Source organism: Streptomyces toxytricini (genome assembly GCF_014649915.1).
GTDB lineage: Bacteria > Actinomycetota > Actinomycetes > Streptomycetales > Streptomycetaceae > Streptomyces > Streptomyces toxytricini.
Window position 1 is genome coordinate 128,507 of sequence record NZ_BMTY01000021.1, and the last position, 20,610, is coordinate 149,116.

Genomic DNA, 20,610 nt, shown 5'->3' on the forward strand with positions numbered 1-20,610 from the left:
CTGCGGTGCTCTGCCCGCGAGCCTACCGGCCCGCCCCGCACGGCCGCCGGGCTCCCCCGGATACGGCTCCGCCCGCCCCTGCGCGGCAGGAGCGGGCGGAGCCGAAGGAGCAGGAACCCGCCGGCGTCAGACCTGCGGCGCGGATTCGGCGGGGGTCGGCGACCCGCCGTCCGCGGCGGCCGCCTCGGCGGCCTTCCGCTCGTCCGCGGCGGCGCGGATGCCGCGCCACGCGGACTCCGCCGCCTGCTGTTCCGCTTCCTTCTTGCTGCGGCCGGTGCCGGTGCCGTACGAGACACCACCGACGCGGGCGGCAGCAGTGAACGTCTTCTCGTGGTCCGGACCGGTCTCGGTGACGAGGTACTCGGGCACGCCGAGGCCCTCGGCCGCCGTCAGTTCCTGGAGGCTGGTCTTCCAGTCCAGGCCGGCCCCGAGGTTGGAGGACTTCTCGATCAGCGGGTCGAAGAGCCGGTGCACCAGCTCCGAGGCCGCGTCGAGTCCCTTGTCGAGGTAGACCGCGCCGATCACCGCTTCGAGGGTGTCCGCGAGGATGGAGGCCTTGTCCCGGCCGCCCGTGCCCTCTTCGCCCCGGCCGAGCCGGATGAACGAGCCGAGGTCGAGGCCGCGCCCCACTTCCGCCAGCGCACGCGAGTTGACCACCGCGGCCCGCAGTTTGGCCAGCTGGCCCTCGGGCAGGTCGGGGTGGGTGTTGTACAGCGTGTCCGTGACCACCAGGCCGAGGACGGAGTCCCCCAGGAACTCCAGGCGCTCGTTGGTGGGCAGGCCGCCGTTCTCGTAGGCGTAGGAGCGGTGGGTCAGTGCACGCACCAGAAGGGCGGACTCGAGTCGATACCCGAGCCGCCCTTCCAGAAGCGTGTGGGACGAGGCCGCGTTGTTACTGTCTGCCTGCTTTTCAGCGTTGGACAGTTCAGACATTGCGCCTCTCACCAGCCGCTCAGACCTCGAGGACCTGGCGCTTGTTGTAGGTGCCGCAGCTCGGGCACGCGATGTGCTGCTGCTTCGGCTCCTGGCAACGCTCACACGAAACCAGGGTGGGGACCGCAGCCTTCCACTGCGACCGGCGGTGGCGCGTGTTGCTGCGCGACATCTTCCGCTTCGGAACAGCCACGGCTACTTCTCCTGCTTCTCGGCGGCGCTCTGAACGTCGTCAGATGCAGTGCCGCTCATGTTGTCCTTCTCGCCGTCCTGATCGGTCACGACGAGTTCCTGCAAAGCCGCCCAACGGATGTCGACGGCGTCGTGGTGGTGCTCCGGGTCCTCGTTCAGGCTGGTCCCGCATTCGGGGCACAGACCGAGACAGTCCTCCCGGCACACCGGCTGCAGCGGCAGTGCGAGCACCACCGCGTCCCGCAGCACGGGTTCGAGGTCGAACAAGCCGTCCTCAAGGTGGAGCGTGTCCTCGTCGTCCTCGGCGTCGTCGGCCGGCTCCGCCTTGGGGCGGCCCCGGTCGTCGGCGTCAGGGTACGAGAACATCTCCTGGAAGTCCGCCTTGAGCTCGCGCCCGACGGACTCCAGACACCTTACGCACTCCCCCTCGGCCGATGCACGGACGGTGCCTGTGACGAGCACCCCTTCCATGACCGACTCCAAGCGGAGGTCGATCTTCAGCGGCGCACCCTCCGGCACGCCGATGACCCCGGCCAGACCGAGGTCCGCCGGAGCCGGGATCTCGCGGGACAGCCGCTGCATGGCACCAGGACGCCGACCCAGCTCGTGCGTGTCGAACACGAGGGGGTTGCGGTGGTCGAGGCGGGTGTTCAGGGCCGTTCCTGCTTTCGGGAATCGCTGAAGATCGAGAACGCCGCCGCTCACGGGCAGCGCGGATCGCGACGGATACGCGCGACCGAACAGTCAGGATACCCGCAGCCCCGCCCTGTGCCCAATCCGGGTCAGCGCCCCTGTTCGTACTGGCGCAGCTGGTCCAGGTTGATCATGCTCGTGTCGAAGAAGCTCGTCTCGTCCAGGGCCGCCTGCTGCTGCGGGTACGGGTACCCGGCCGCGCCCGGCGCCCCGTACGCGGCGTACGGGTCGGGCTGTCCGCCGTACGCCGCGGCGTAGGGGTCGGCCTGCGGGACGGGCTGCTGCCCGTACGCGTACGGGTCCTGGTAGGCGTAGCCGTCCTGCCCGCCCGGCTGCGGGTAGCCGTACCCTCCGTACATCGGCTCGGACGCCGCCTGCGCGGGGATCGCCGCGGCCGGCGCCGCCGGGGGCTCCGGCTCCGCGAGGCCCGCGAGGAAGTCCGCGTCGCTCGCGGCGCGGGAGGGCTGCGCCCCCTCGGCGTCCCGGGCGGCCAGGTGCGCGCCGAGGTCGTCCGCGGGGAGCCGGCCCAGCAGCTTCTGGCGGCCGCGGCCGACCGCCTCCAGGGTCTTGGCCAGCACCGCCTCGATGGTGGCCAGCTTCGCGTCGGCGTACGCGTCGGCCTGCCGGCGGAGGGTCTCCGGGTCGCCGTCGGGCTCCGGCGCGTCCGGGTCCGGTCGGCCCTCGTCGTCCAGGCCGGGGCCGCGGCCCAGCAGCTTCTCCCGGCCGCGGTCGACCGAGCCGAGGGTCTTGGTCAGCACGGCCTCGAAGTTGGCGAGCTTGGCGTCGACGTAGTCGTCGGCCTGGGCGCGGACCTCCGCGGCCTCCCGGGCGGCCTGCGCCAGGATCCGGTCGGCCTCGTCCCGGGACAGGCGGGCCACCTCCGAGTCGGAGACCAGAGCGGCGCGCTGGGCGTGCGCGGCCCCGACGATCCGCTCCGCCTCCCGGCGGGCCTCCTCGACGACCTGCTCCCGGCCGCCGAGCACCTCCTCCGCGCGGGCGAGGGAGCCGGGCAGCGCCTCCCGCAGCTCCTCCAGCCGGGCGAGCAGCTCGGCGCGGTTGAGGACGCAGGAGGCCGACATGGGCATGGACCGGGCGCCGCCGACGGCCGCGACGATCTCGTCGAGCTTCTTGTGGACGTCCATGGCGGCTCGCACTCTCTCGGCCTCGGGGCGGTTCCTGAGACGGACGGGACGACTGTAAGGCCACGGGGGCGGCGCCCGACAGCGAACGGCGGCGCCTTCGCCCGGTCAGCGTTCGGCGAGCCGGGCGGTGAGCGCCGCGTGCACGTGCGGCGGGAGCAGGTGGGAGACGTCGCCGCCCCAGGCCGCGACCTCCTTGACCAGGGAGGAGGACAGGAAGCTGTACGTCGGGTTGGTCGGCACGAACAGCGTTTCGACGCCGCTGAGCCCGATGTTCATCTGGGCCATCTGGAGTTCGTAGTCGAAGTCGCTGACGGCGCGCAGGCCCTTGACGATCGCCGGGATGTCGCGCTGCTTGCAGAAGTCGACGAGGAGCCCGTGGAAGGACTCGACCTCGATGTTGCCGTACTCGGCGGTCGCCTCGCGGATGAGCTCGATCCGCTCGTCGACGGTGAACAGCCCCTTCTTGGACTGGTTGATCATCACGGCGACGTGGACGACGTCGTAGAGCCGGGAGGCCCGGCCGATGATGTCCAGGTGCCCGTTGGTGACGGGGTCGAAGGACCCCGGACAGACGGCGCGGCGCAACTTGGTCCCCTTGTTCTCCGGTGCGGGCATCATGACTCTTCGCTGGTGGAGGCGGCGCGGCCGTACCAGAGGGTGCCTTCGCCGTACTTGCGGGAGCGCAGCGGCTCGAACCCCTCCGGCCACGGGAACGCTCCGCTCCTGGTGCCGCGCTCCACGGTGACGAGCGCGCCGTCCGCGATCCAGCGGTTGGCGCGGAGTGTGAGGAGGATCTCGCCAAGATCGCCGTGGGTGACGGCGTACGGCGGGTCGAGGAAGACGACGTCGTACGGCTCCCCCGCGGCGGGCACGGCGACGACCTGCTCGGCGCGGCCGGCCCTGAACTCGGCGCCGGGCAGGCCGAGCGTGCGGATGTTGTCGCGGATGGCCTTGGCGGCCTTGGCGTCGGTTTCGACGAGCAGGGCGTGCTCCGCGCCGCGCGAGAGGGCCTCCAGGCCGACGGCGCCGGAGCCCGCGTAGAGGTCGAGGACGCGGGCCCCCTCGACGCCGTGCAGCGACTCCCAGGTGGAGAACAGGCCTTCGCGCATCCGGTCCGAGGTCGGCCGGGTGCCCGTGCCGGGGGGCACGGCCAGCCGTCGCCCGCCGGCGCTGCCGGCGATCACGCGGGTCATCTGGGGTCCTTCGGTACGGCGGCAGGGGCTGCTGCGCGGGGCCGGCGGTGTGCCGCGGTCCCGCGGCGGCCGCCGGGCTCCGCCGGCCGCCGCGAGGTCCACGATAGGTCGTGGGGCGGCGCCGCACCGGCCCGGCCCCGCTGCGGGCGGGGGCGGGGCGCCGCCGTACGGGTGGCGGCCGGTGCGGTCAGCCCTTCTCCAGGTACTGCTCCCGATCGGCGTCCAGCAGCGCGTCCAGGGCGCCCCGGAGGCCCGGGAGCCGTTCCAGCTCCGGGTCGGCGGCGACGACGCGGGCGGCCTCCTCGCGGGCCTGGGCGATGACCTCCTCGTCCTCGATGACGGCGAGCATCCGCAGGGAGGAGCGCACTCCCGACTGGGCCTGGCCGAGGACGTCGCCCTCGCGGCGCTGCTCCAGGTCGATGCGGGATAGCTCGAAGCCGTCCAGGGTGGCGGCGACGGCGGCGAGGCGGGCGCGGGCCGGGCTCGCCTCGGGCATCTCGCTGACGAGGAGGCACAGGCCGGGGGCGGAGCCGCGGCCGACGCGGCCGCGCAGCTGGTGCAGTTGGGAGACGCCGAAGCGGTCGGCGTCCATGATGACCATGACGGTGGAGTTCGGGACGTTCACGCCGACCTCGATGACGGTGGTGGCGACCAGCACCTGGACCTCGCCGGCGGCGAAGCGCCGCATGACGGCGTCCTTGTCGGCGGGGTCCATCCTGCCGTGGAGCACCTCCACCGACAGTCCGGCGAGCGGGCCCCGGGACAGCTGCTCGGCGACGTCGAGGACGGCGAGCGGCGGGCGCCGGTCGGCCTCTTCCGCAGCCTGCTTCTTCCTGGGGTCGTCCTCCCCGTCGCCGATGCGCGGGCAGACCACGTACGCCTGGTGGCCCTTCTCCACCTCCTCGCGGACCCGCTCCCAGGCCCGGGTGAGGAAGTGCGGCTTGTCCTTGGCGGGGACGACGTGGGTGGCGATCGGGGAGCGGCCCGCGGGCAGCTGGTCGAGGACGGAGGTCTCCAGATCGCCGAAGACGGTCATGGCGACGGTGCGCGGGATCGGGGTGGCGGTCATCACCAGGAGGTGCGGGGGCTGCCTGCCCTTGGAGCGCAGCGCGTCGCGCTGCTCCACCCCGAAGCGGTGCTGTTCGTCGACGACGACGAGCCCGAGGTCGTGGAACTGCACCTTGTCCTCGATGAGGGCGTGGGTGCCGATGACGATGCCGGCCTCGCCGGTGACGAGGTCCAGCAGCGCCTGGCGGCGGGCGGGCACCCCCATCGATCCGGTGAGCAGCACGACCTTGGTGCCCTGGTCGGAGCCGCCCAGCATGCCGCCCTCGGCGAGCTCGCCCATCATCTCGGTGATCGAGCGGTGGTGCTGCTGGGCGAGGACCTCGGTGGGCGCGAGCATCGCGGCCTGCCCGCCGGCGTCGACGACGGCGAGCATGGCCCGCAGCGCGACCATCGTCTTCCCGGAGCCGACCTCGCCCTGGAGGAGGCGGTGCATGGGGTGTTCGGTGGCCAGATCGTCGAAGATCTCCCGGGAGACGGCCTGCTGGCCCGCGGTGAGGGTGAAGGGGAGCCTGGCGTCGAAGGCGTCGAGCAGGCCGCCCGGGGCGGGGCGGCGGGCGACGGCCGGCAGCTGGGCGTCGGCGTGGCGCCGGCGGGCCAGCGCGACCTGGAGGACGAAGGCCTCGTCCCACTTCAGGCGCCGGCGGGCGTCCTCGATGTCGGCCTTGGTGGCCGGCCGGTGGATCTTGAGCAGGGCCTCGGTGAGCGGGACCAGGCCGCGGCCTTCGCGCAGGGCGGCCGGCAGCGGGTCCACGGCCTCCCGGGCGCCGGGCAGTACGGCGTCCACGCACTTGGCGATCTTCCAGGACTCCAGTTTCGCGCAGGCCGGGTAGATCGGGATCAGCTGGTTGGCGAAGGCGGTGGCGGCGTCCCGGTCGGAAGCGTCCGCGCCGAGCGGCTCGTAGGCCGGGTGGGCCAGTTGGAGCTTGCGGTTGAACATGGAGACCTTGCCGGCGAACATCGCGCGGCTGCCGGGCAGCAGCTCCTTGTGCGGCTTGTGCACGCCGGCGCCGAAGAAGACCAGCTGGAGGCGGCCGCTGCCGTCGGTGATGGTGACCTCCAGACGTTTGCCGCGGCCGCCGTTGAAGGTGTGGATGCGCGCGTCGGCCACCTGCGCGACGACGGTGACGTGCTCGTCGAGCTGGTCGGCGAGTCCCGCGAGGGAGGTCAGCTCGCCGCGCTCGGCGTACCGCCTCGGATAGTGGTGGAGCAGGTCGAGGGCCGTGTGCAGGCCGAGCTGTTCGGCCAGCACCTTGGCGGTGGCGGGGCCGAGCGTCTTCTTGAGGTCTTCGTCGAGCGCGGGCACCCGTTCATTGCACACCATGGCGCCGACACCGCGGCTATTCGACCCCGATCAGCAGCGGGGCGGAGTGCCGGCCGCCCTGGTAGGTGACGGTGTCGACCGCGAGGTGCCCGTGCTGGACGTACGCCTCCAGCCGCTCGGCGAGGGCGTCGGGCGCGTCGGGTCCGAGGACGAGGGTGACGAGTTCGCCGCCGGAGCCCAGCATGCGGGCGAGGACGGCCTCCGCGGTCTCGGCGAGTGCGGAGCCGATGACGGCGACGTCCCCGTCGATGAGGCCGAGCACGTCCCCGGCCTGGCAGATGCCGGCGGAGGTGAAGGACTGCCGTTCCGCGACGGCGAGTTCGGCGTAGCGGGTGGCTCCGGCCGCGGAGGTCATGGCGACGACGTCCTCGTCGAAGCTGCCCTCGGGGTCGTGGACGGCGAGGGCCGCGAGGCCCTGGACGGCGGACCGGGTGGGGATCACCGCGACGCGCACGCCGTCGGCGCGGGCCCGCTCGGCGGCGGCGTGGGCGGCGGCGCGCTGGTCGGGCCCGCCGGTCAGGAGCACGACCTCGCGGGCGTGCGCACGCCGGATGGCGGCGGCGAGCCCGTCGGCGTCGGGGGCGGCACCGGGCGGGGAGAGGACGGTGGTGGCGCCGGCCTCCCCGCACAGGGCGGCCAGGCCCTCGCCGGGGACGACGGCGACGACGGCGCGCTCGGCGGGAGTGCGGCGGCGGCGCTCGTCGCCGAAGTGGGTGATGCGGATCCGGTACGGGCGCCCGGCCTCGACACCGGCCTCGACGGCGGCTCCGGGGTCGTCGACGTGGACGTGGACGTTCCACAGGCCGTCCCCGCCGACCACGACGAGGGAGTCGCCGAGGCCGTCGAGCCGCTCGCGCAGCCGTGCCACGGCCGGTTCGGCGGCCTCCAGCAGGTACAGCACCTCGTACGCCGGCCCGTCGGGCTCCTCCACGGCGCCGCACGGCGCGGGCCGCTGCACGGCGGGGGCGGCGGCCGGCCCGCCGACGGCCGCGGCCTCCGGCTCCTGCCCGGACAGCGCCTGCCACAGCGCGCCGAGGACGGCGACGAGCCCGCAGCCGCCGGCGTCGACGACGCCGGCCCGGCCCAGCTCGGCGAGCTGCCGCGGGGTGTCGGCGAGGGCCGCGCGGGCCCCGTCGTAGGCGGCGCGGGCCACCTCCGCGGCGGTTCCGGCGGCGGCCCCGGCGGCCTCGGCGGCCCGCGCCGCCGCCGCGGCGACGGTGAGCATGGTGCCCTCCACCGGGTGGGCGACGGCCTGGTACGCCTCCTGTGCGGCCCGGGTCAGGGCGTGCGCGAGCAGGCGGCCGGGGCCGCGGTCGCCGGGGGTGTCGCCGAGGCCGTCGGCGACGCCGCGCAGCAGCTGGGCGAGGATGGTGCCGGAGTTGCCGCGGGCGCCTATGAGCGCGCCGTGGGCCCAGGCCTGGACGGCCGGTACGAGGCCGGCGGCGCCGGCGACGCCCAGGGCGCGGTCGGCGGACTCGGCGGTCAGGTAGAGGTTGGTGCCGGTGTCGGCGTCCGCGACGGGGTAGACGTTGATCGCGTCGATGTCGGCGCGGGCACGGCCCAGCGCGGCCACGGCCAGCGAGCTCCAGGTGCGCACCGCTTCGGCGTCGAACTCGTCGAAGGGCTGCGGCTGCGGCTCGAGCGGCACCGGGCGTTCCTCCTTGTGCGGGCCAGGGTTCACCGCAGGGTAACGGGGCGGTGCCGGGACGTCGGGACCGCGGGGCGGGCCGGACGGCGGCCATGGTAGTTTTTTGGGACGGGAGCAGTCGTTGTATGCTGCTCCGGTTGCCCGACGACCGTCGGGCCTCCCCCGGCAAACCACTTCAGACTCTCTGATCCGGTGCGCCGGATTTCACTGTAAGTGCATCTGAAGTCTTTGGAGTGACCTGTGGCTGCCAACTGCGACGTTTGCGGCAAGGGGCCGGGCTTCGGCAACAACATCTCGCACTCGCACCGCCGTACGTCCCGTCGCTGGAACCCGAACATCCAGCGCGTGCGTGCCGTGGTCAGTGGGACGCCGAAGCGCCTCAACGCCTGCACCTCGTGCATCAAGGCCGGCAAGGTCTCGCGCTGACGCTCCCACGTCGTAGCGCAGCCCTTCCCGGTTGCCAAGAAGGCCGGTCCACCTCGTGGACCGGCCTTTTGCCTTGCCCGGGAGCGGTCCGGGCCCCGCGGCGGGAGCCCGCCCCGCCGGTTGGCGGGCGGGCTCCCGCCGCGCGACGTGACGGATCACGGATCAGCGGTGCCACTGCCAGGCGTGGTCGACGGGCCCGATGCCGCCGCCGAGCGCGAAGCCGGCGGCGATGGCGCCGGTCACGTACTCCTTGGCCTCCATGACGGCCTGCGGGACGTCCTGCCCCTTGGCGAGTCCGGCCGCGACGGCACTGGCGAGGGTGCAGCCGGTGCCGTGCGTGTGCCGGTTGTCGTGCCGGGGCGCCCGCAGCCACAGCGCGGTCTCGCCGTCGGTGAGCAGGTCGGCGGCCTCGTCGCCGTGGGCGGCGAGGTGGCCGCCCTTGATCAGCGCCCACTCGGGGCCGAGCGCGAGGACCGCGTCGGCGGCCCGCCGCATGCCGTCCTCGTCCTCCACGGCCACGCCGGTGAGCTGCGCCACCTCGTCCAGGTTGGGCGTGGCCACCGTGGCGCGCGGGAGCAGCTCGCGGCGTACGGCGTCCAGGGCGGAGGCGGCGAGCAGCGGGTCCCCGTGCTTGGAGACGCCGACGGGGTCCACGACGGCCGGGGCGCCGGTGTCGGCGAGCAGGGCGGCCACCGTCTCGACGAGGGCCGCGGAGGCGAGCATGCCGGTCTTGACCGCCTGGACCCCGATGTCGTCGGCGACGGCCCGGTACTGGGCGGTGACGGCCTCCGGGGGCAGCTCCCAGACGCCGCGGACGCCGAGGGAGTTCTGCGCGGTGACCGCGGTGACCACGCTCATCCCGTGCACGCCGAGGGCGAGCATGGTCTTGAGGTCGGCCTGGATGCCGGCGCCGCCGCCGGAGTCCGATCCGGCCACGGTCAGGCACAGCGGCGGCGCGTCGCTCATCTCGGGGTCTCCTCGGTGGACGGGTCGGAGCCGAAGTGGTCCCATCCGCCCGTGTTGGTCCAGGGCGCGCCGTCCACGGTCACCTGGGGCAGCGCGGACCGGTTCAGCACCTCCCCGATGACCTTCCAGCGGGCGGGCAGCTTCACGTCGGGCGGGAAGGTCGCCACGATGGCGTGATCCTCTCCCCCGGTGAGCACCCACTGCAAGGGGTCGACGCCGACGGCCTGGCCGATGTCGTGCATCTGCGTCGGGATGTCGACGGCCGCCGAGCGCAGGTCGATCCGCACGGCGCTGGACTCCGCGATGTGCCCGAGGTCGGCGATCAGGCCGTCGCTGACGTCGGTCATGGCGGTGGCGCCCAGCCCGGCGGCCGCGGGGCCCGCGTGGTAGGGCGGCTCGGGGCGGCGGTGCGCCTCGACGAAGGCCCGCGGGGAGCGGAAGCCGCGCGAGAGGACCGCGAATCCGGCGGCGGACCAGCCGAGCCAGCCGGTGACGGCCACGACGTCGCCGGGCTGCGCGCCCGAGCGCAGCACGGGCTCGTGGTTGCGCAGGTCTCCGAGGGCGGTGATGGAGACGGTGATCGTCTCGCCGCGGACGACGTCCCCGCCGACCACGGCGGCCCCGGCGACCTGGCACTCGTCGCGCAGCCCGTCCATCAGCTCGGTGGGCCAGGTGACCGGCAGTTCGGCCGGGACGACGAGGCCGAGCAGCAGCGCCGTGGGCACCGCGCCCATGGCGGCGATGTCGGCGAGGTTCTGCGCGGCCGCCTTGCGGCCGACGTCGTAGGCCGTGGACCAGTCCCGCCGGAAGTGCCTGCCCTCCAGCAGGATGTCCGTGCTCGCCACGACCCTGCGGTCGGGGGCGGACACCACGGCCGCGTCGTCGCCGGGTCCGAGCCGGACCGCGGGGGTGGTGGTGAGCCGTGAGGTGAGCTCCCGAATGAGCCCGAACTCCCCCAGCTCGCCCACAGTGCCCTTCATCGCTGTGCCCCTTCTTGCCCAGTCCGCTTGCGGTCGCGAGCCGTCACAGCTCTGGGTACCGTCAACTGATACGTCAACTTCTGCTCTCCGTACGCCCCGCTGTGCGTGGCGCCGCCCACCCGGGTCTCCCCGCGGCGCGCGGCGACGCGGTACCGTGGCGTCCCTTCTTCCCCGGGCCCGCCCGCTGTCCATGGGCCCACCCTGAGGTTAGGGCCTGTCCGGCGGATCAGGATGCGGTCGCGATCCGCCGGACAGGCCCTGGGGGAACCGATCCTCGCGGCCGCCCTGGAGGTTCCGTGGTACAGGCGTACATCCTCATCCAGACCGAGGTGGGCAAGGCGTCGTTCGTCGCCGAGTCCATCGGCAAGATCCCGGGGGTGATCCAGGCGGAGGACGTGACCGGCCCGTACGACGTGATCGTCCGCGCACAGGCCGACACCGTGGACGAGCTCGGCCGCATGGTCGTGGCCAAGGTCCAGCAGGTGGAGGGCATCACCCGCACCCTGACCTGCCCGGTGGTCCATCTGTAGCCCCCGTCTACTCTTGGCCGGTGATGTCCGTACACCGCCGGCCCTTCCGTGTGACCGCCCTGCCCGCCGTGGCCGCGGCGGCCGCCCTGGCGGGCTGCTCCCCCGGCGGCGGGGTCCGCGTGGACCCGCCGCCCGCTCCGCCCGCCGACGTAGCGGGCCACTGTGCGGCGCTGCACGAGAAGCTCCCGGAGACGGTGGCCGGCCTGGCGCGGACCCCGACCGAGCCGGAGTCCGAGCTGACCGCCGCGTGGGGCGGCTCGGCGATCGTACTGCGGTGCGGCGTCCCGAAGCCCGCGAAGATGCTCGATCCGAAGCAGGAGGGCATCCACGTGAACGGGGTGGCCTGGCTGCTGGAGAAGCAGGACGACGGGTCGTTCCGGTTCACCACCGGGATGCGGCTGGCGTACACGGAGGTCCTGGTCGACGCGGAGCACGCCACCGACGCGGGGATGCTGGTCGGGCTGTCCGCCGCGGTGGCCGCCGCCGTCCCGGAGGGGATCGCCTCCTGACCCGCGCCCCGTGCGCACACCGACCGCCCGCCGGGATCCCCGGCGGGCGGTCTGCGTCGTACGGGCCGCGGCCCGGGGTCGTCTAGCGCAGCCCCGTGGACCGGCGCAGGGCCGCCTGGATCAGGCGGTCCACCAGCTCCGGGTACGAGACGCCCGACTCCTGCCACATGCGCGGGTACATGGAGATCGGGGTGAAGCCGGGCATGGTGTTGATCTCGTTGATGACGAACGTGCCGTCCTCGGTGAGGAAGAAGTCGGCGCGCACCAGGCCCTCGCAGGACGCCGCCTCGAAGGCCTCGACCGCGAGCCGCTGCACCTCGGCGGTCTGCTCCGGGGTGAGCGGGGCCGGCACGATGCCCGCCGCCGAGTCGATGTACTTGGCCTCGAAGTCGTAGAAGTCGTGGCTGGAGACCGGCGGGATCTCGGCGGGCGCGCTCGCGCGCGGGCCGTCCTCGAACTCCAGGACGCCGCACTCGATCTCGCGGCCGCGCAGCAGCGCCTCGACGATGACCTTCGGGTCGTGGCGCTGCGCCTCGCGGATCGCCTCGTCGAGGCCGGAGGCGTCGTCGACCTTGGTGATGCCGATGGAGGAGCCGGCCCGGGCCGGCTTCACGAACAGCGGCCAGCCGTGCTCGGCGGCGAAGTCCAGGATGCGGGCCTTCGCCGCGTCCTGGCCGGCCTGCCACTCGCGGGGGCGGACGGTCAGGTACGGGCCGACGGCCAGGCCGAAGGAGGTGAAGACCCGCTTCATGTACTCCTTGTCCTGGCCTACTGCGGAGGCGAGGACGCCCGAGCCGACGTAGGGGACGCCGGAGAGCTCCAGCAGGCCCTGCAGGGTGCCGTCCTCGCCGTACGGGCCGTGCAGCATCGGGAAGACGACGTCGACCTCGCCCAGGGCCTTGGGGACGGCGCCCGGCTCCGTGTAGACGACCTCGCGGCTGGCCGGGTCGACGGAGAGCACGACGCCGCCCTCGTCCGACTCGGCGAGTTCGGCGACGCTCGGCAGCCGGCGGTCGGCGATGGCCATCCGCTCGGGCTCGTCGGCGGTCAGCGCCCACCGCCCGTCCGTGGTGATGCCGATGGGCAGCACCTCGTACTTGGAGCGGTCGATGGCGCGCAGCACGGCGCCCGCGGTGACGACCGAGATGGCGTGTTCCGAGCTGCGGCCGCCGAACACGACCGCCACGCGGGGCTTGCGGCCCTGCTGCTCAGGGGACTGGGGGAGGTTCTCGCTGCTCATATCGCCACGAGGGTACCCGCTCACACGTCCGGAATGGAGTCAGCGACGTTCCGGTTTGGCGCTGCGCGCCATCAGCTCCTTCAGCGCGACCAGCGGCGGCTTGCCGTGGTGGACGATCTCGACGACCGTGTCGGTGATCGGCATGTCGACGCCGTGGCGGCGGGCCAGATCGGCCACCGACTCGCAGGACTTGACGCCCTCGGCGGTCTGCTTGGTGACCGCGATGGTCTCCTCCAGGGTCATGCCGCGGCCGAGGTTGGTGCCGAAGGTGTGGTTCCGGGAGAGCGGCGAGGAGCAGGTGGCGACCAGGTCTCCCAGGCCGGCGAGGCCGGAGAAGGTGAGCGGGTCGGCGCCCATGGCGAGGCCCAGGCGGGTCGCCTCGGCGAGGCCGCGGGTGATCAGGGAGCCCTTGGTGTTGTCGCCGAGGCCCATGCCGTCGGCGATGCCGACGGCGAGGCCGATGACGTTCTTCACCGCTCCGCCGAGCTCGCAGCCGATGACGTCGGTACTGGTGTAGGGGCGGAAGTAGGGGGTGTGGCAGGCCGCCTGGAGGCGCTGGGCGACGGCCTCGTCGGAGCAGGCGACGACGGCGGCTGCGGGCTGCCGGGCGGCGATCTCGCGGGCCAGGTTGGGGCCGGTGACGACGGCGACGCGGGCCGGCGGAACCTTGGCGACCTCCTCGATGACCTCGGTCATCCGCTTGGCGGTGCCCAGTTCGATGCCCTTCATCAGGGAGACGAGGACGGCGTCGGGCGGCAGCAGCGGGGCCCACTCGGCGAGGTTGCCCCGCAGGGTCTGGGAGGGGACGGCGAGGACGGCGAAGTCGGCGCCGCGCGCGGCCTCGGCGGCGTCGGTGGTGGCGCGGATGCCCGCGGGGAGTTCGACGCCGGGGAAGTAGTCCGGGTTGGTCCGGGTGGTGTTGACGGCGTCGGCGAGCTCCTGGCGGCGGCCCCACAGGACCACCTCGCAGCCGGCGTCGGCGAGCACCATGGCGAAGGCGGTTCCCCAGGAGCCGGTTCCGAAGACGGCGGCCTTCACGGGAGCGGTCACTTGTGGTCCTGTTCCGCGGCCTTGCGCCGCTGTTCCGCCCTGGCCTTGCGGTGGTCGTAGGGCTGGTCGGGGGCCTTCTCGCCGCGCAGCTCCTCCAGCTGCCGGGTGATGGCCGCCATGATGGCCTCGGTGGCCTCCTTGAGGACCTCCGGCGTGGGCTCCCGGTCGTAGTACCGGGAGAGGTCCACGGGCGGCCCGGCGAGGACCTGGAGGGTCTTGCGCGGGAAGAGGCGGACCTTGTTCTCCTTGGCGTACGGCGGCATGGCCAGGTTGGCGCCCCACTGGGCCACCGGGATGACGGGCGCCCTGGTCATGAGGGCGACGCGGGCGGCGCCGGTCTTGCCGGCCATCGGCCACATGTCGGGGTCGCGGGTGAGGGTGCCCTCGGGGTAGAAGGCGACGCACTCGCCGCGCTCGATCGCGTCGACGGCTGCCCGGAAGGCGTCCAGGGCGTTGGTGGTCTCCCGGTAGACCGGGATCTGGCCGGAGCCGCGCAGGATGGCGCCGACGAAGGGGACCTTGAAGAGGGCGGCCTTGGCGAGGAGGCGGGGCACCCGGCCGGTGTTGTACTGGAAGTGCGCGTACGACAGCGGGTCCAGGTACGAGTTGTGGTTGACGACGGTGATGAACCCGCCGTCGGCCGGAATGTGTTCCATTCCCCGCCAGTCCCGCTTGAAGAACACGACCAGCGGCGGTTTTGCGATGACCGCGGCCAGGCGGTACCAGAAGCCGATTCTGCGGCGGGACACTCGGACACCTTCCTCTACGACCGGTGCGCGGCTGGGGCACCTCTGCGGGCCGGACAAGTGTGGCGCCCGGCCCGGTCTCTGTCGAGAACACCGTACGCCCCGCTCAGGCGGGCCGGACCCCGGGCCGGGGCTCGGGCGACAATGGGCCCCTGCCCGGCGGGCGGACCGCGCCCGGCCGCGGTGCGCGCCCGCGCCGCCGCCCACGGAGGGAAGGAGTCCGCCACGGACGCCGTCTGGAGCCTGGTGATCCCGCTCAAGCCCCTCGCGGTGGCCAAGAGCCGCCTCGCGGCGGCCGTGGGCGCCGCCCGGCCGGGCTTGGCGCTGGCGTTCGCGCAGGACACCGTGGCGGGGGCGCTGGCCTGCCCGGCCGTGCGCGACGTGGTGGTGGTGACGGACGACGCGGCGGCCGGCGGGGAACTGGCCCGGCTCGGGGCGCGCATCGTCGCGGACGGGCCGGGCGCGGGCCTCAATGCGGCGCTGGCGCACGGGGCGCGCCGCGTCCGGGCGGGCCGGCCGCGGGCGGCGGTGGCCGCGATGAACGCGGACCTGCCCGCGCTGCGCCCGGGGGAATTGCTACGCGTGCTCGATACCGCATCCGCATTTCCCCGGGCATTTCTCGCGGATGCCGCGGGATTCGGTACGACGCTGCTTTCCGCGGCTCCGGAGTCGGAATTGGCACCCGCGTTCGGCGGCCCGTCGCGGGCGCGGCATTCCGCCTCGGGGGCGGTGGAAATCCCCCTGTCCGGCGTGGACAGCGTCCGGCGCGACGTGGACACGGGGGCGGACCTGCGGGCGGCGCTCGCGCTGGGAGTGGGCCGGCACACGGCCCGATACAGTGCCCGTATGCAGGCGACCGCGTACACGTACGACCCCACGACCCGCAGCGGCAGCGTGCTGCTGGACGACGGCACGCCGGTGCCGTTCGACGCCCCCGCCTTCGACGCGGGCGGGCTGCGGCTGCTGCGGCCGGGGCAGCGGGTGCGGATCGAGACGGAGGGGCGCGGGGCGTCCCTGAGGATCACCCTGGTCACCCTGCAGACCTTCTAGGCGGACGTCCGGGCGGGCATGCGGCGGCCGCCGCACCTGCCGCGACCTGCGCTGACCTGCGCCGGCCTGCGCGGACGCACCGCGGGCCGGCTCCCCGAGGGGGAGTCGGCCCGGCGTGTGTGCGACGTGCCCTGGGCTACTTCTTGCGGGCGGTCGTCTTCTTCGCGGTGGCGGTCTTGCGCGCCGTCGCCTTCTTGGCGGGCGCCTTCTTCGCGACGGTCTTCTTCGCCGGCGCGGTCTTCTTCGCGGTGGTCTTCTTCGCCGCGGCGGTGGTCTTCGACGCGGTGGTCTTCGCGGCGGTGGTCTTCTTCGCCGCCGGCGCGGCCTTCTTGGCCGTGGCCGTCGTCTTCTTCGCGGTGGTCTTCTTCGCCGTCGCGGTCTTCGCGGCGGTGGTCGCCTTCTTGGCCGGGGCGGCCTTCTTCGCGGTGGTCTTCTTGGCCGCGGCCTTCTTGACCGTGGAGCGGCTGCCGCCGGCGGCGGCCGCCGCCATCAGGCTGCCCTTGGGGGCCTTCTTCACGGCCACCTCGTCGCCCTTGGGGAGCTTCTTGGTGCCGCTGACCAGGTCCTTGAAGCCCTGGCCCGCGCGGAAGCGGGGAACCGAGGTCTTCTTGACCCGGACGCGCTCACCCGTCTGCGGGTTCCGGGCGTAGCGGGCCGGCCGGTCGACCTTCTCGAACGAGCCGAAGCCGGTGACCGAGACCCGGTCGCCCGCCACGACCGCGCGGACCATGGCGTCCAGTACCGCGTCGACGGCGTCGGCGGCCTGCTGGCGGCCGCCCAGCTTGTCGGCAATCGCTTCTACGAGCTGCGCCTTGTTCACGTCTTCCCCTTCGGAGACCTCGCCAGAACGAATGTGTTCAAGCTTATTTCGCACGTTAGGCGGATATATACCGCAAATCAAACACGAAACGGGCTAATCACCCTAGTGCCGCAACGGGAGTGCCCGTTGCGGAGTTCCTTCGCATCAGTCGCCTTCAGGGAATCGACCCTCGTCGAGGTCCTTCATCAACCTGTCCAGGCGCCTTGCCGCATCGGCGAGATCATGCTTCGCCGCGGCCGTGACGACCAGCAGCTTCCGGGACAGCGCCATCCTTACGCCCTCCGGGACTTGCAGCGTGCGCACCCGTGTGTGTGCTTCTTTCAACCGGTCCGCGACGAGTTGGTAGAGCTCCAGTTGACTGTCGCGTTCCATGCACAGATTGTGCCATCTGGGGCGAGTTGTCGCCTCACGGGGCCTCAACACACGGCTGTGCCCCCCGCCGTGGGGCGGGGGGCACAGAGTTCTCGCCGTGATCACCCGGGGGTGAATAAGCGCTGCTCAGACTGTAATCAGGCGCGAATCGTACGCGGCTTGAAGGCGGGCCTGGCGCTTTCGTAGGCGGCGATGTCGGCTTCGTTCTGAAGGGTGAGGGAGATGTCGTCCAGTCCCTCCAGCAGACGCCACCGGGCGTTGTCGTCGAGCTCGAACTCGGCCTCGATTCCGGCCGCGCGGACCTGCCGGGCGACGAGGTCGACGGTCACCTCGGCGGCCGGGTCGGCCTCGGTCAGCTCCCACAGCCGGTCGACCGTCTCCTGCGGCAGGACCACCGTCAGCAGTCCGTTCTTCAGGGAGTTGCCCCGGAAGATGTCGGCGAAGCGGGAGGAGATCACGGCCTTGAACCCGAAGTTCTGCAGCGCCCAGACGGCGTGCTCCCGGGAGGAGCCGGTGCCGAAGTCGGGGCCGGCGACCAGCACGGTCGCGCCGGCGCGCTCGGGGCGGTTGGTGATGAAGTCGGGGTCCTTGCGCCAGGCCTCGAAGAGCCCGTCCTCGAAACCGTCGCGGGTGATCTTCTTGAGCCAGTGGGCCGGGATGATCTGGTCGGTGTCGACGTTGCTGCGGCGCAGCGGCACGGCCCGGCCGGTGTGGGTGGTGAAGGCTTCCATGGTTCAGACTCCGGCGGTGGCGTGGGCGTCGGACAGGTCGGCGGGCGAGGCCAGGTGGCCCAGGACCGCGGTGGCGGCGGCGACCTGGGGGGAGACCAGGTGGGTGCGGCCGCCCTTGCCCTGCCGGCCCTCGAAGTTGCGGTTCGAGGTGGAGGCGGAGCGCTCGCCGGGCGCCAGTTGGTCGGGGTTCATGCCCAGGCACATGGAACAGCCGGCGTGCCGCCATTCGGCGCCCGCCTCCTTGAAGACCCTGTCCAGGCCCTCCTCCACCGCCTGCAGGGCGACGCGGACGGAGCCGGGGACGACCAGCATCCGCACCCCGTCGGCGACTTTGCGGCCCTTGATGACTCCGGCGACGGCACGGAGGTCCTCGATCCGGCCGTTGGTGCAGGAGCCTACGAAGACGGTGTCGACACGGATGTCGCGCAGCGGCTGCCCGGCGGTCAACCCCATGTACTCCAGGGCCTTTTCGGCCGCGTGGCGCTCCGAGGCGTCCTCGTACGAAGCCGGGTCGGGGACGTTCGCCGACAGCGGTGCGCCCTGGCCCGGGTTGGTGCCCCAGGTGACGAACGGGGACAGGGAGGCGCCGTCGATGACGACCTCCGCGTCGAAGACGGCGTCGTCGTCGGTGCGCAGGGTCTTCCAGTAGGCGACCGCGGCGTCCCAGTCCTCGCCGGCCGGGGCGTGGTCGCGGCCCTTCAGGTAGTCGAAGGTCGTCTGGTCGGGGGCGATCATGCCGGCGCGGGCTCCGGCCTCGATCGACATGTTGCAGATGGTCATGCGGGCTTCCATCGACAGCTTCTCGACGGCCTCGCCGCGGTACTCGATGACGTAGCCCTGGCCGCCGCCGGTGCCGATCTTGGCGATGATCGCCAGGATCAGGTCCTTGGCGGTGACGCCTTCGGCCAGCTCGCCGGTGACGGTGATCGCCATGGTCTTGGGGCGGGCCATGGGCAGCGTCTGGGTGGCCAGGACGTGCTCGACCTGGCTGGTTCCGATGCCGAAGGCGAGCGCGCCGAAGGCGCCGTGCGTCGAGGTGTGGGAGTCGCCGCAGACCACTGTGGTGCCCGGCTGGGTCAGGCCCAGCTGCGGTCCCACGACGTGGACGACGCCCTGCTCGACGTCGCCCAGCGGGTGCAGGCGCACCCCGAACTCGGCGCAGTTCTTGCGCAGCGTCTCCAGCTGGGCCCGGGAGACCGGGTCCGCGATCGGCTTGTCGATGTCGAGGGTGGGGGTGTTGTGGTCCTCGGTCGCGATGGTGAGGTCGAGACGGCGGACCTTGCGGCCGGCCTGCCGCAGGCCGTCGAAGGCCTGGGGGCTGGTCACCTCGTGCAGCAGGTGCAGATCGATGAAGAGGAGGTCGGGCTCGCCTTCGGCGCGCCGGACGACGTGGTCGTCCCAGACCTTCTCCGCGAGTGTCCTACCCATCGCTTTCCCTCCGGCCGGCCGGTACGGCCTGCGCTTCATAGAGATGTGGTGCGCCTGATCGCCGGTACCCCACGTGCCGGACGACGGCCTCGGACCCAGTGGTTCGTGGACCCGCACATACAGACTCGCTGGTTCTTGGAAAATTTGAACTTGCGTTTCACAGTGTGAGACGTGAATATCGTTTCATGGACAACTCTAGCGGCGTCGGCGTTCTCGACAAGGCAGCTCTGGTTTTGAGCGCACTGGAGTCCGGTCCGGCCACCCTCGCCGGGCTGGTCGCGGCGACAGGGCTCGCACGACCCACGGCACATCGCCTGGCCGTGGCACTGGAACACCACCGGATGGTGGCGAGGGACATGCAGGGCCGGTTCATCCTCGGACCGCGGCTGGCGGAGCTCGCCGCCGCGGCCGGCGAGGACCGGCTGCTGGCCACGGCGGGACCGGTACTGACCCACCTGCGCGACGTGACGGGCGAGAGCGCGCAGCTCTACCGCCGGCAGGGCGACATGCGCATCTGCGTGGCGGCCGCGGAGCGGCTGTCGGGCCTGCGGGACACCGTCCCGGTGGGCTCGACGCTGCCGATGAAGGCGGGCTCCGCCGCGCAGATCCTGATGGCCTGGGAGGAGCCGGAGCGGCTGCACCGCGGCCTGCAGGGCGCCCGCTTCACGGCGACGGCGCTGTCCGGCGTGCGGCGCCGCGGCTGGGCGCAGTCGATCGGCGAGCGGGAGCCGGGCGTGGCGTCCGTCTCGGCGCCGGTGCGCGGGCCGTCGAACCGCGTGGTGGCGGCGGTGTCGGTCTCCGGGCCGATCGAGCGCCTGACGCGCCACCCGGGCCGGATGCACGCCCAGGCCGTCATCGACGCCGCTGCACGCCTCACGGAGGCCCTGCGCCGCTCGGGCTGACCCGCCCGCCGCCTTCCCCCACTCCCCCGGGCCCGGGGGCGCGTACGACGCCGCACACGTCCGAACACGCGCCGCCGGGCCCGTACTTCTGCGAGAGGCCCGTCGGGCGGCCGGGAACACGGAAGAGGCCCTCCGCGGTGAACGCGGAGGGCCTCTTCCTCGATGTACCCCCGACCGGATTCGAACCGGCGCTACCGCCTTGAGAGGGCGGCGTGCTAGGCCGCTACACAACGGGGGCGTGCCTTGCAGCTGCTGCTGCACTGCGCTGGGCTACCAGGACTCGAACCTAGAACAAAGGAACCAGAAACCTTCGTGTTGCCAATTACACCATAGCCCAAGGTGGTCTGAACCAGACCTCAGTACCCCCGACCGGATTCGAACCGGCGCTACCGCCTTGAGAGGGCGGCGTGCTAGGCCGCTACACAACGGGGGCCCTGGCGATCCTGCATCAAGATGTCCGGGAGCTACCCAGGACCCCTCGCGGGAAGGATCTGTACCCCCGACCGGATTCGAACCGGCGCTACCGCCTTGAGAGGGCGGCGTGCTAGGCCGCTACACAACGGGGGCAAAGCACTGCGTTACTACTGCACTGCGCTGGGGTACCAGGACTCGAACCTAGAATAAGGGAACCAGAAACCCTCGTGTTGCCAATTACACCATACCCCACCAG

Annotated in this window: 21 protein-coding genes, 5 tRNA genes and 1 pseudogene; 5 read left to right on the forward strand and 22 right to left on the reverse strand. The window is 72.8% G+C overall.

Annotated features, from left to right (window positions below; translation table 11 throughout):
- Window positions 1-126: 126 nt before the first annotated feature.
- The 8 genes from rnc to fakA form a co-directional block, all read right to left on the reverse strand.
- Window positions 127-933, reverse strand: coding sequence for a ribonuclease III (rnc, locus tag IE170_RS25025; protein ID WP_189811694.1), 807 nt, complete (start codon window positions 931-933; stop codon window positions 127-129).
- Window positions 934-952: 19 nt separating this feature from the next.
- A complete protein-coding gene (gene rpmF, locus IE170_RS25030) occupies window positions 953-1,126 on the reverse strand; it encodes a 50S ribosomal protein L32 (protein ID WP_026165248.1) in 174 nt (57 codons plus the stop codon).
- A gap of 2 nt (window positions 1,127-1,128) precedes the next feature.
- A complete protein-coding gene (locus IE170_RS25035) occupies window positions 1,129-1,830 on the reverse strand; it encodes a YceD family protein (protein ID WP_373299052.1) in 702 nt (233 codons plus the stop codon).
- Window positions 1,831-1,907: 77 nt separating this feature from the next.
- Window positions 1,908-2,960: a cell division initiation protein gene (locus IE170_RS25040; protein ID WP_189811695.1), complete on the reverse strand. Its 1,053-nt coding sequence runs from the start codon at window positions 2,958-2,960 to the stop codon at window positions 1,908-1,910.
- A gap of 105 nt (window positions 2,961-3,065) precedes the next feature.
- Window positions 3,066-3,545 carry a pantetheine-phosphate adenylyltransferase gene (coaD, locus tag IE170_RS25045; protein WP_189811720.1) on the reverse strand — a complete coding sequence of 160 codons (480 nt, stop codon included), beginning with the start codon at window positions 3,543-3,545 and terminating at the stop codon, window positions 3,066-3,068.
- Window positions 3,546-3,574: 29 nt separating this feature from the next.
- The gene (rsmD, locus tag IE170_RS25050) at window positions 3,575-4,153 is read right to left on the reverse strand and encodes a 16S rRNA (guanine(966)-N(2))-methyltransferase RsmD (RefSeq protein ID WP_189811696.1); all 579 of its coding nucleotides are present in this window, start codon (window positions 4,151-4,153) and stop codon (window positions 3,575-3,577) included.
- Window positions 4,154-4,340: 187 nt separating this feature from the next.
- Complete coding sequence (gene recG / locus IE170_RS25055) at window positions 4,341-6,542, reverse strand: ATP-dependent DNA helicase RecG (protein ID WP_189811697.1); 2,202 nt, start codon at window positions 6,540-6,542, stop codon at window positions 4,341-4,343.
- A gap of 16 nt (window positions 6,543-6,558) precedes the next feature.
- Window positions 6,559-8,190 carry a DAK2 domain-containing protein gene (gene fakA, locus IE170_RS25060; RefSeq protein ID WP_189811698.1) on the reverse strand — a complete coding sequence of 544 codons (1,632 nt, stop codon included), beginning with the start codon at window positions 8,188-8,190 and terminating at the stop codon, window positions 6,559-6,561.
- Window positions 8,191-8,430: 240 nt separating this feature from the next.
- Here fakA and rpmB point away from each other — a divergent pair, with 240 nt between their 5' ends.
- The gene (rpmB, locus tag IE170_RS25065; protein ID WP_064070327.1) at window positions 8,431-8,616 is read left to right on the forward strand and encodes a 50S ribosomal protein L28; all 186 of its coding nucleotides are present in this window, start codon (window positions 8,431-8,433) and stop codon (window positions 8,614-8,616) included.
- Window positions 8,617-8,778: 162 nt separating this feature from the next.
- On the opposite strand, the gene thiD is transcribed toward rpmB, so the two are convergent.
- Together thiD and IE170_RS25075 are read right to left on the reverse strand one after the other, a co-directional pair.
- On the reverse strand, window positions 8,779-9,582 hold the full coding sequence (gene thiD, locus IE170_RS25070; RefSeq protein WP_189811699.1) for a bifunctional hydroxymethylpyrimidine kinase/phosphomethylpyrimidine kinase: 804 nt from the start codon (window positions 9,580-9,582) through the stop codon (window positions 8,779-8,781).
- Complete coding sequence (locus IE170_RS25075; protein WP_189811700.1) at window positions 9,579-10,562, reverse strand: thiamine-phosphate kinase; 984 nt, start codon at window positions 10,560-10,562, stop codon at window positions 9,579-9,581. The genes thiD and IE170_RS25075 overlap by 4 nt, the downstream gene beginning before the upstream one ends.
- 296 nt (window positions 10,563-10,858) lie before the next feature.
- Between IE170_RS25075 and IE170_RS25080 the strand changes: the two genes are divergently transcribed.
- Together IE170_RS25080 and IE170_RS25085 are read left to right on the forward strand one after the other, a co-directional pair.
- On the forward strand, window positions 10,859-11,092 hold the full coding sequence (locus IE170_RS25080; RefSeq protein WP_114054348.1) for an Lrp/AsnC family transcriptional regulator: 234 nt from the start codon (window positions 10,859-10,861) through the stop codon (window positions 11,090-11,092).
- Window positions 11,093-11,115: 23 nt separating this feature from the next.
- The gene (locus IE170_RS25085; RefSeq protein ID WP_189811721.1) at window positions 11,116-11,601 is read left to right on the forward strand and encodes a DUF3515 domain-containing protein; all 486 of its coding nucleotides are present in this window, start codon (window positions 11,116-11,118) and stop codon (window positions 11,599-11,601) included.
- Between the two features lie 82 nt (window positions 11,602-11,683).
- Here the strand turns inward: IE170_RS25085 and IE170_RS25090 are convergent, their stop codons facing one another.
- From IE170_RS25090 to IE170_RS25100, 3 genes are read right to left on the reverse strand one after another with little or no spacing between them, the layout of a single operon-like run.
- The gene (locus IE170_RS25090; protein ID WP_189811701.1) at window positions 11,684-12,841 is read right to left on the reverse strand and encodes a D-alanine--D-alanine ligase family protein; all 1,158 of its coding nucleotides are present in this window, start codon (window positions 12,839-12,841) and stop codon (window positions 11,684-11,686) included.
- A 39-nt stretch (window positions 12,842-12,880) separates the two neighbouring features.
- Window positions 12,881-13,891 carry an NAD(P)H-dependent glycerol-3-phosphate dehydrogenase gene (locus IE170_RS25095; protein WP_189811702.1) on the reverse strand — a complete coding sequence of 337 codons (1,011 nt, stop codon included), beginning with the start codon at window positions 13,889-13,891 and terminating at the stop codon, window positions 12,881-12,883.
- Window positions 13,888-14,640 (reverse strand): lysophospholipid acyltransferase family protein, encoded by a 753-nt coding sequence (locus IE170_RS25100; RefSeq protein WP_189811703.1) that lies wholly within the window; start codon window positions 14,638-14,640, stop codon window positions 13,888-13,890. Before IE170_RS25100 ends, IE170_RS25095 begins: the two co-directional genes overlap by 4 nt.
- Window positions 14,641-14,781: 141 nt before the next feature.
- On the opposite strand from IE170_RS25100, the pseudogene cofC reads away from it, so the two are divergent.
- Window positions 14,782-15,480: pseudogene (gene cofC, locus IE170_RS25105) on the forward strand (2-phospho-L-lactate guanylyltransferase); the annotation flags it as partial.
- Window positions 15,481-15,823: 343 nt separating this feature from the next.
- On the opposite strand, the gene IE170_RS25110 reads toward cofC, so the two are convergent.
- The 4 genes from IE170_RS25110 to leuC all read right to left on the reverse strand — a co-directional run bounded on the left by IE170_RS25110 (window position 15,824) and on the right by leuC (window position 19,038).
- Window positions 15,824-16,507 carry an HU family DNA-binding protein gene (locus IE170_RS25110; protein ID WP_189811705.1) on the reverse strand — a complete coding sequence of 228 codons (684 nt, stop codon included), beginning with the start codon at window positions 16,505-16,507 and terminating at the stop codon, window positions 15,824-15,826.
- 144 nt (window positions 16,508-16,651) lie between these two features.
- Window positions 16,652-16,879 carry an SCO5555 family protein gene (locus tag IE170_RS25115; RefSeq protein ID WP_189811706.1) on the reverse strand — a complete coding sequence of 76 codons (228 nt, stop codon included), beginning with the start codon at window positions 16,877-16,879 and terminating at the stop codon, window positions 16,652-16,654.
- 137 nt (window positions 16,880-17,016) lie between these two features.
- On the reverse strand, window positions 17,017-17,610 hold the full coding sequence (leuD, locus tag IE170_RS25120) for a 3-isopropylmalate dehydratase small subunit (protein ID WP_189811707.1): 594 nt from the start codon (window positions 17,608-17,610) through the stop codon (window positions 17,017-17,019).
- Between the two features lie 3 nt (window positions 17,611-17,613).
- Complete coding sequence (gene leuC / locus IE170_RS25125; RefSeq protein WP_189811708.1) at window positions 17,614-19,038, reverse strand: 3-isopropylmalate dehydratase large subunit; 1,425 nt, start codon at window positions 19,036-19,038, stop codon at window positions 17,614-17,616.
- Window positions 19,039-19,223: 185 nt separating this feature from the next.
- Between leuC and ndgR the strand changes: the two genes are divergently transcribed.
- Window positions 19,224-19,940, forward strand: coding sequence for an IclR family transcriptional regulator NdgR (gene ndgR, locus IE170_RS25130; RefSeq protein WP_030304142.1), 717 nt, complete (start codon window positions 19,224-19,226; stop codon window positions 19,938-19,940).
- A gap of 165 nt (window positions 19,941-20,105) precedes the next feature.
- Here ndgR and IE170_RS25135 read toward each other — a convergent pair.
- The 5 genes from IE170_RS25135 to IE170_RS25155 all read right to left on the reverse strand — a co-directional run bounded on the left by IE170_RS25135 (window position 20,106) and on the right by IE170_RS25155 (window position 20,606).
- A tRNA-Glu gene (locus IE170_RS25135) sits at window positions 20,106-20,178 on the reverse strand.
- A 27-nt stretch (window positions 20,179-20,205) separates the two neighbouring features.
- Window positions 20,206-20,277, reverse strand: a tRNA-Gln gene (locus IE170_RS25140).
- Window positions 20,278-20,300: 23 nt separating this feature from the next.
- Window positions 20,301-20,373, reverse strand: a tRNA-Glu gene (locus tag IE170_RS25145).
- A gap of 61 nt (window positions 20,374-20,434) precedes the next feature.
- Window positions 20,435-20,507, reverse strand: a tRNA-Glu gene (locus IE170_RS25150).
- Window positions 20,508-20,534: 27 nt separating this feature from the next.
- A tRNA-Gln gene (locus IE170_RS25155) sits at window positions 20,535-20,606 on the reverse strand.
- Window positions 20,607-20,610 lie beyond the last annotated feature (4 nt).

What these genes read in the sequence shown, in the direction of transcription:
- rnc (WP_189811694.1), bottom strand. Translation starts at nt 933, where the DNA reads ATGTCTGAACTGTCCAACGCTGAAAAGCAGGCAGACAGTAACAACGCG.
- IE170_RS25040 (WP_189811695.1), bottom strand. Translation starts at nt 2,960, where the DNA reads ATGGACGTCCACAAGAAGCTCGACGAGATCGTCGCGGCCGTCGGCGGC.
- rsmD (WP_189811696.1), bottom strand. Translation starts at nt 4,153, where the DNA reads ATGACCCGCGTGATCGCCGGCAGCGCCGGCGGGCGACGGCTGGCCGTG.
- recG (WP_189811697.1), bottom strand. Translation starts at nt 6,542, where the DNA reads ATGGTGTGCAATGAACGGGTGCCCGCGCTCGACGAAGACCTCAAGAAG.
- thiD (WP_189811699.1), bottom strand. Translation starts at nt 9,582, where the DNA reads ATGAGCGACGCGCCGCCGCTGTGCCTGACCGTGGCCGGATCGGACTCC.
- IE170_RS25075 (WP_189811700.1), bottom strand. Translation starts at nt 10,562, where the DNA reads ATGAAGGGCACTGTGGGCGAGCTGGGGGAGTTCGGGCTCATTCGGGAG.
- IE170_RS25085 (WP_189811721.1), top strand. Translation starts at nt 11,116, where the DNA reads ATGTCCGTACACCGCCGGCCCTTCCGTGTGACCGCCCTGCCCGCCGTG.
- IE170_RS25090 (WP_189811701.1), bottom strand. Translation starts at nt 12,841, where the DNA reads ATGAGCAGCGAGAACCTCCCCCAGTCCCCTGAGCAGCAGGGCCGCAAG.
- IE170_RS25115 (WP_189811706.1), bottom strand. Translation starts at nt 16,879, where the DNA reads ATGGAACGCGACAGTCAACTGGAGCTCTACCAACTCGTCGCGGACCGG.
- leuD (WP_189811707.1), bottom strand. Translation starts at nt 17,610, where the DNA reads ATGGAAGCCTTCACCACCCACACCGGCCGGGCCGTGCCGCTGCGCCGC.
- leuC (WP_189811708.1), bottom strand. Translation starts at nt 19,038, where the DNA reads ATGGGTAGGACACTCGCGGAGAAGGTCTGGGACGACCACGTCGTCCGG.
- ndgR (WP_030304142.1), top strand. Translation starts at nt 19,224, where the DNA reads ATGGACAACTCTAGCGGCGTCGGCGTTCTCGACAAGGCAGCTCTGGTT.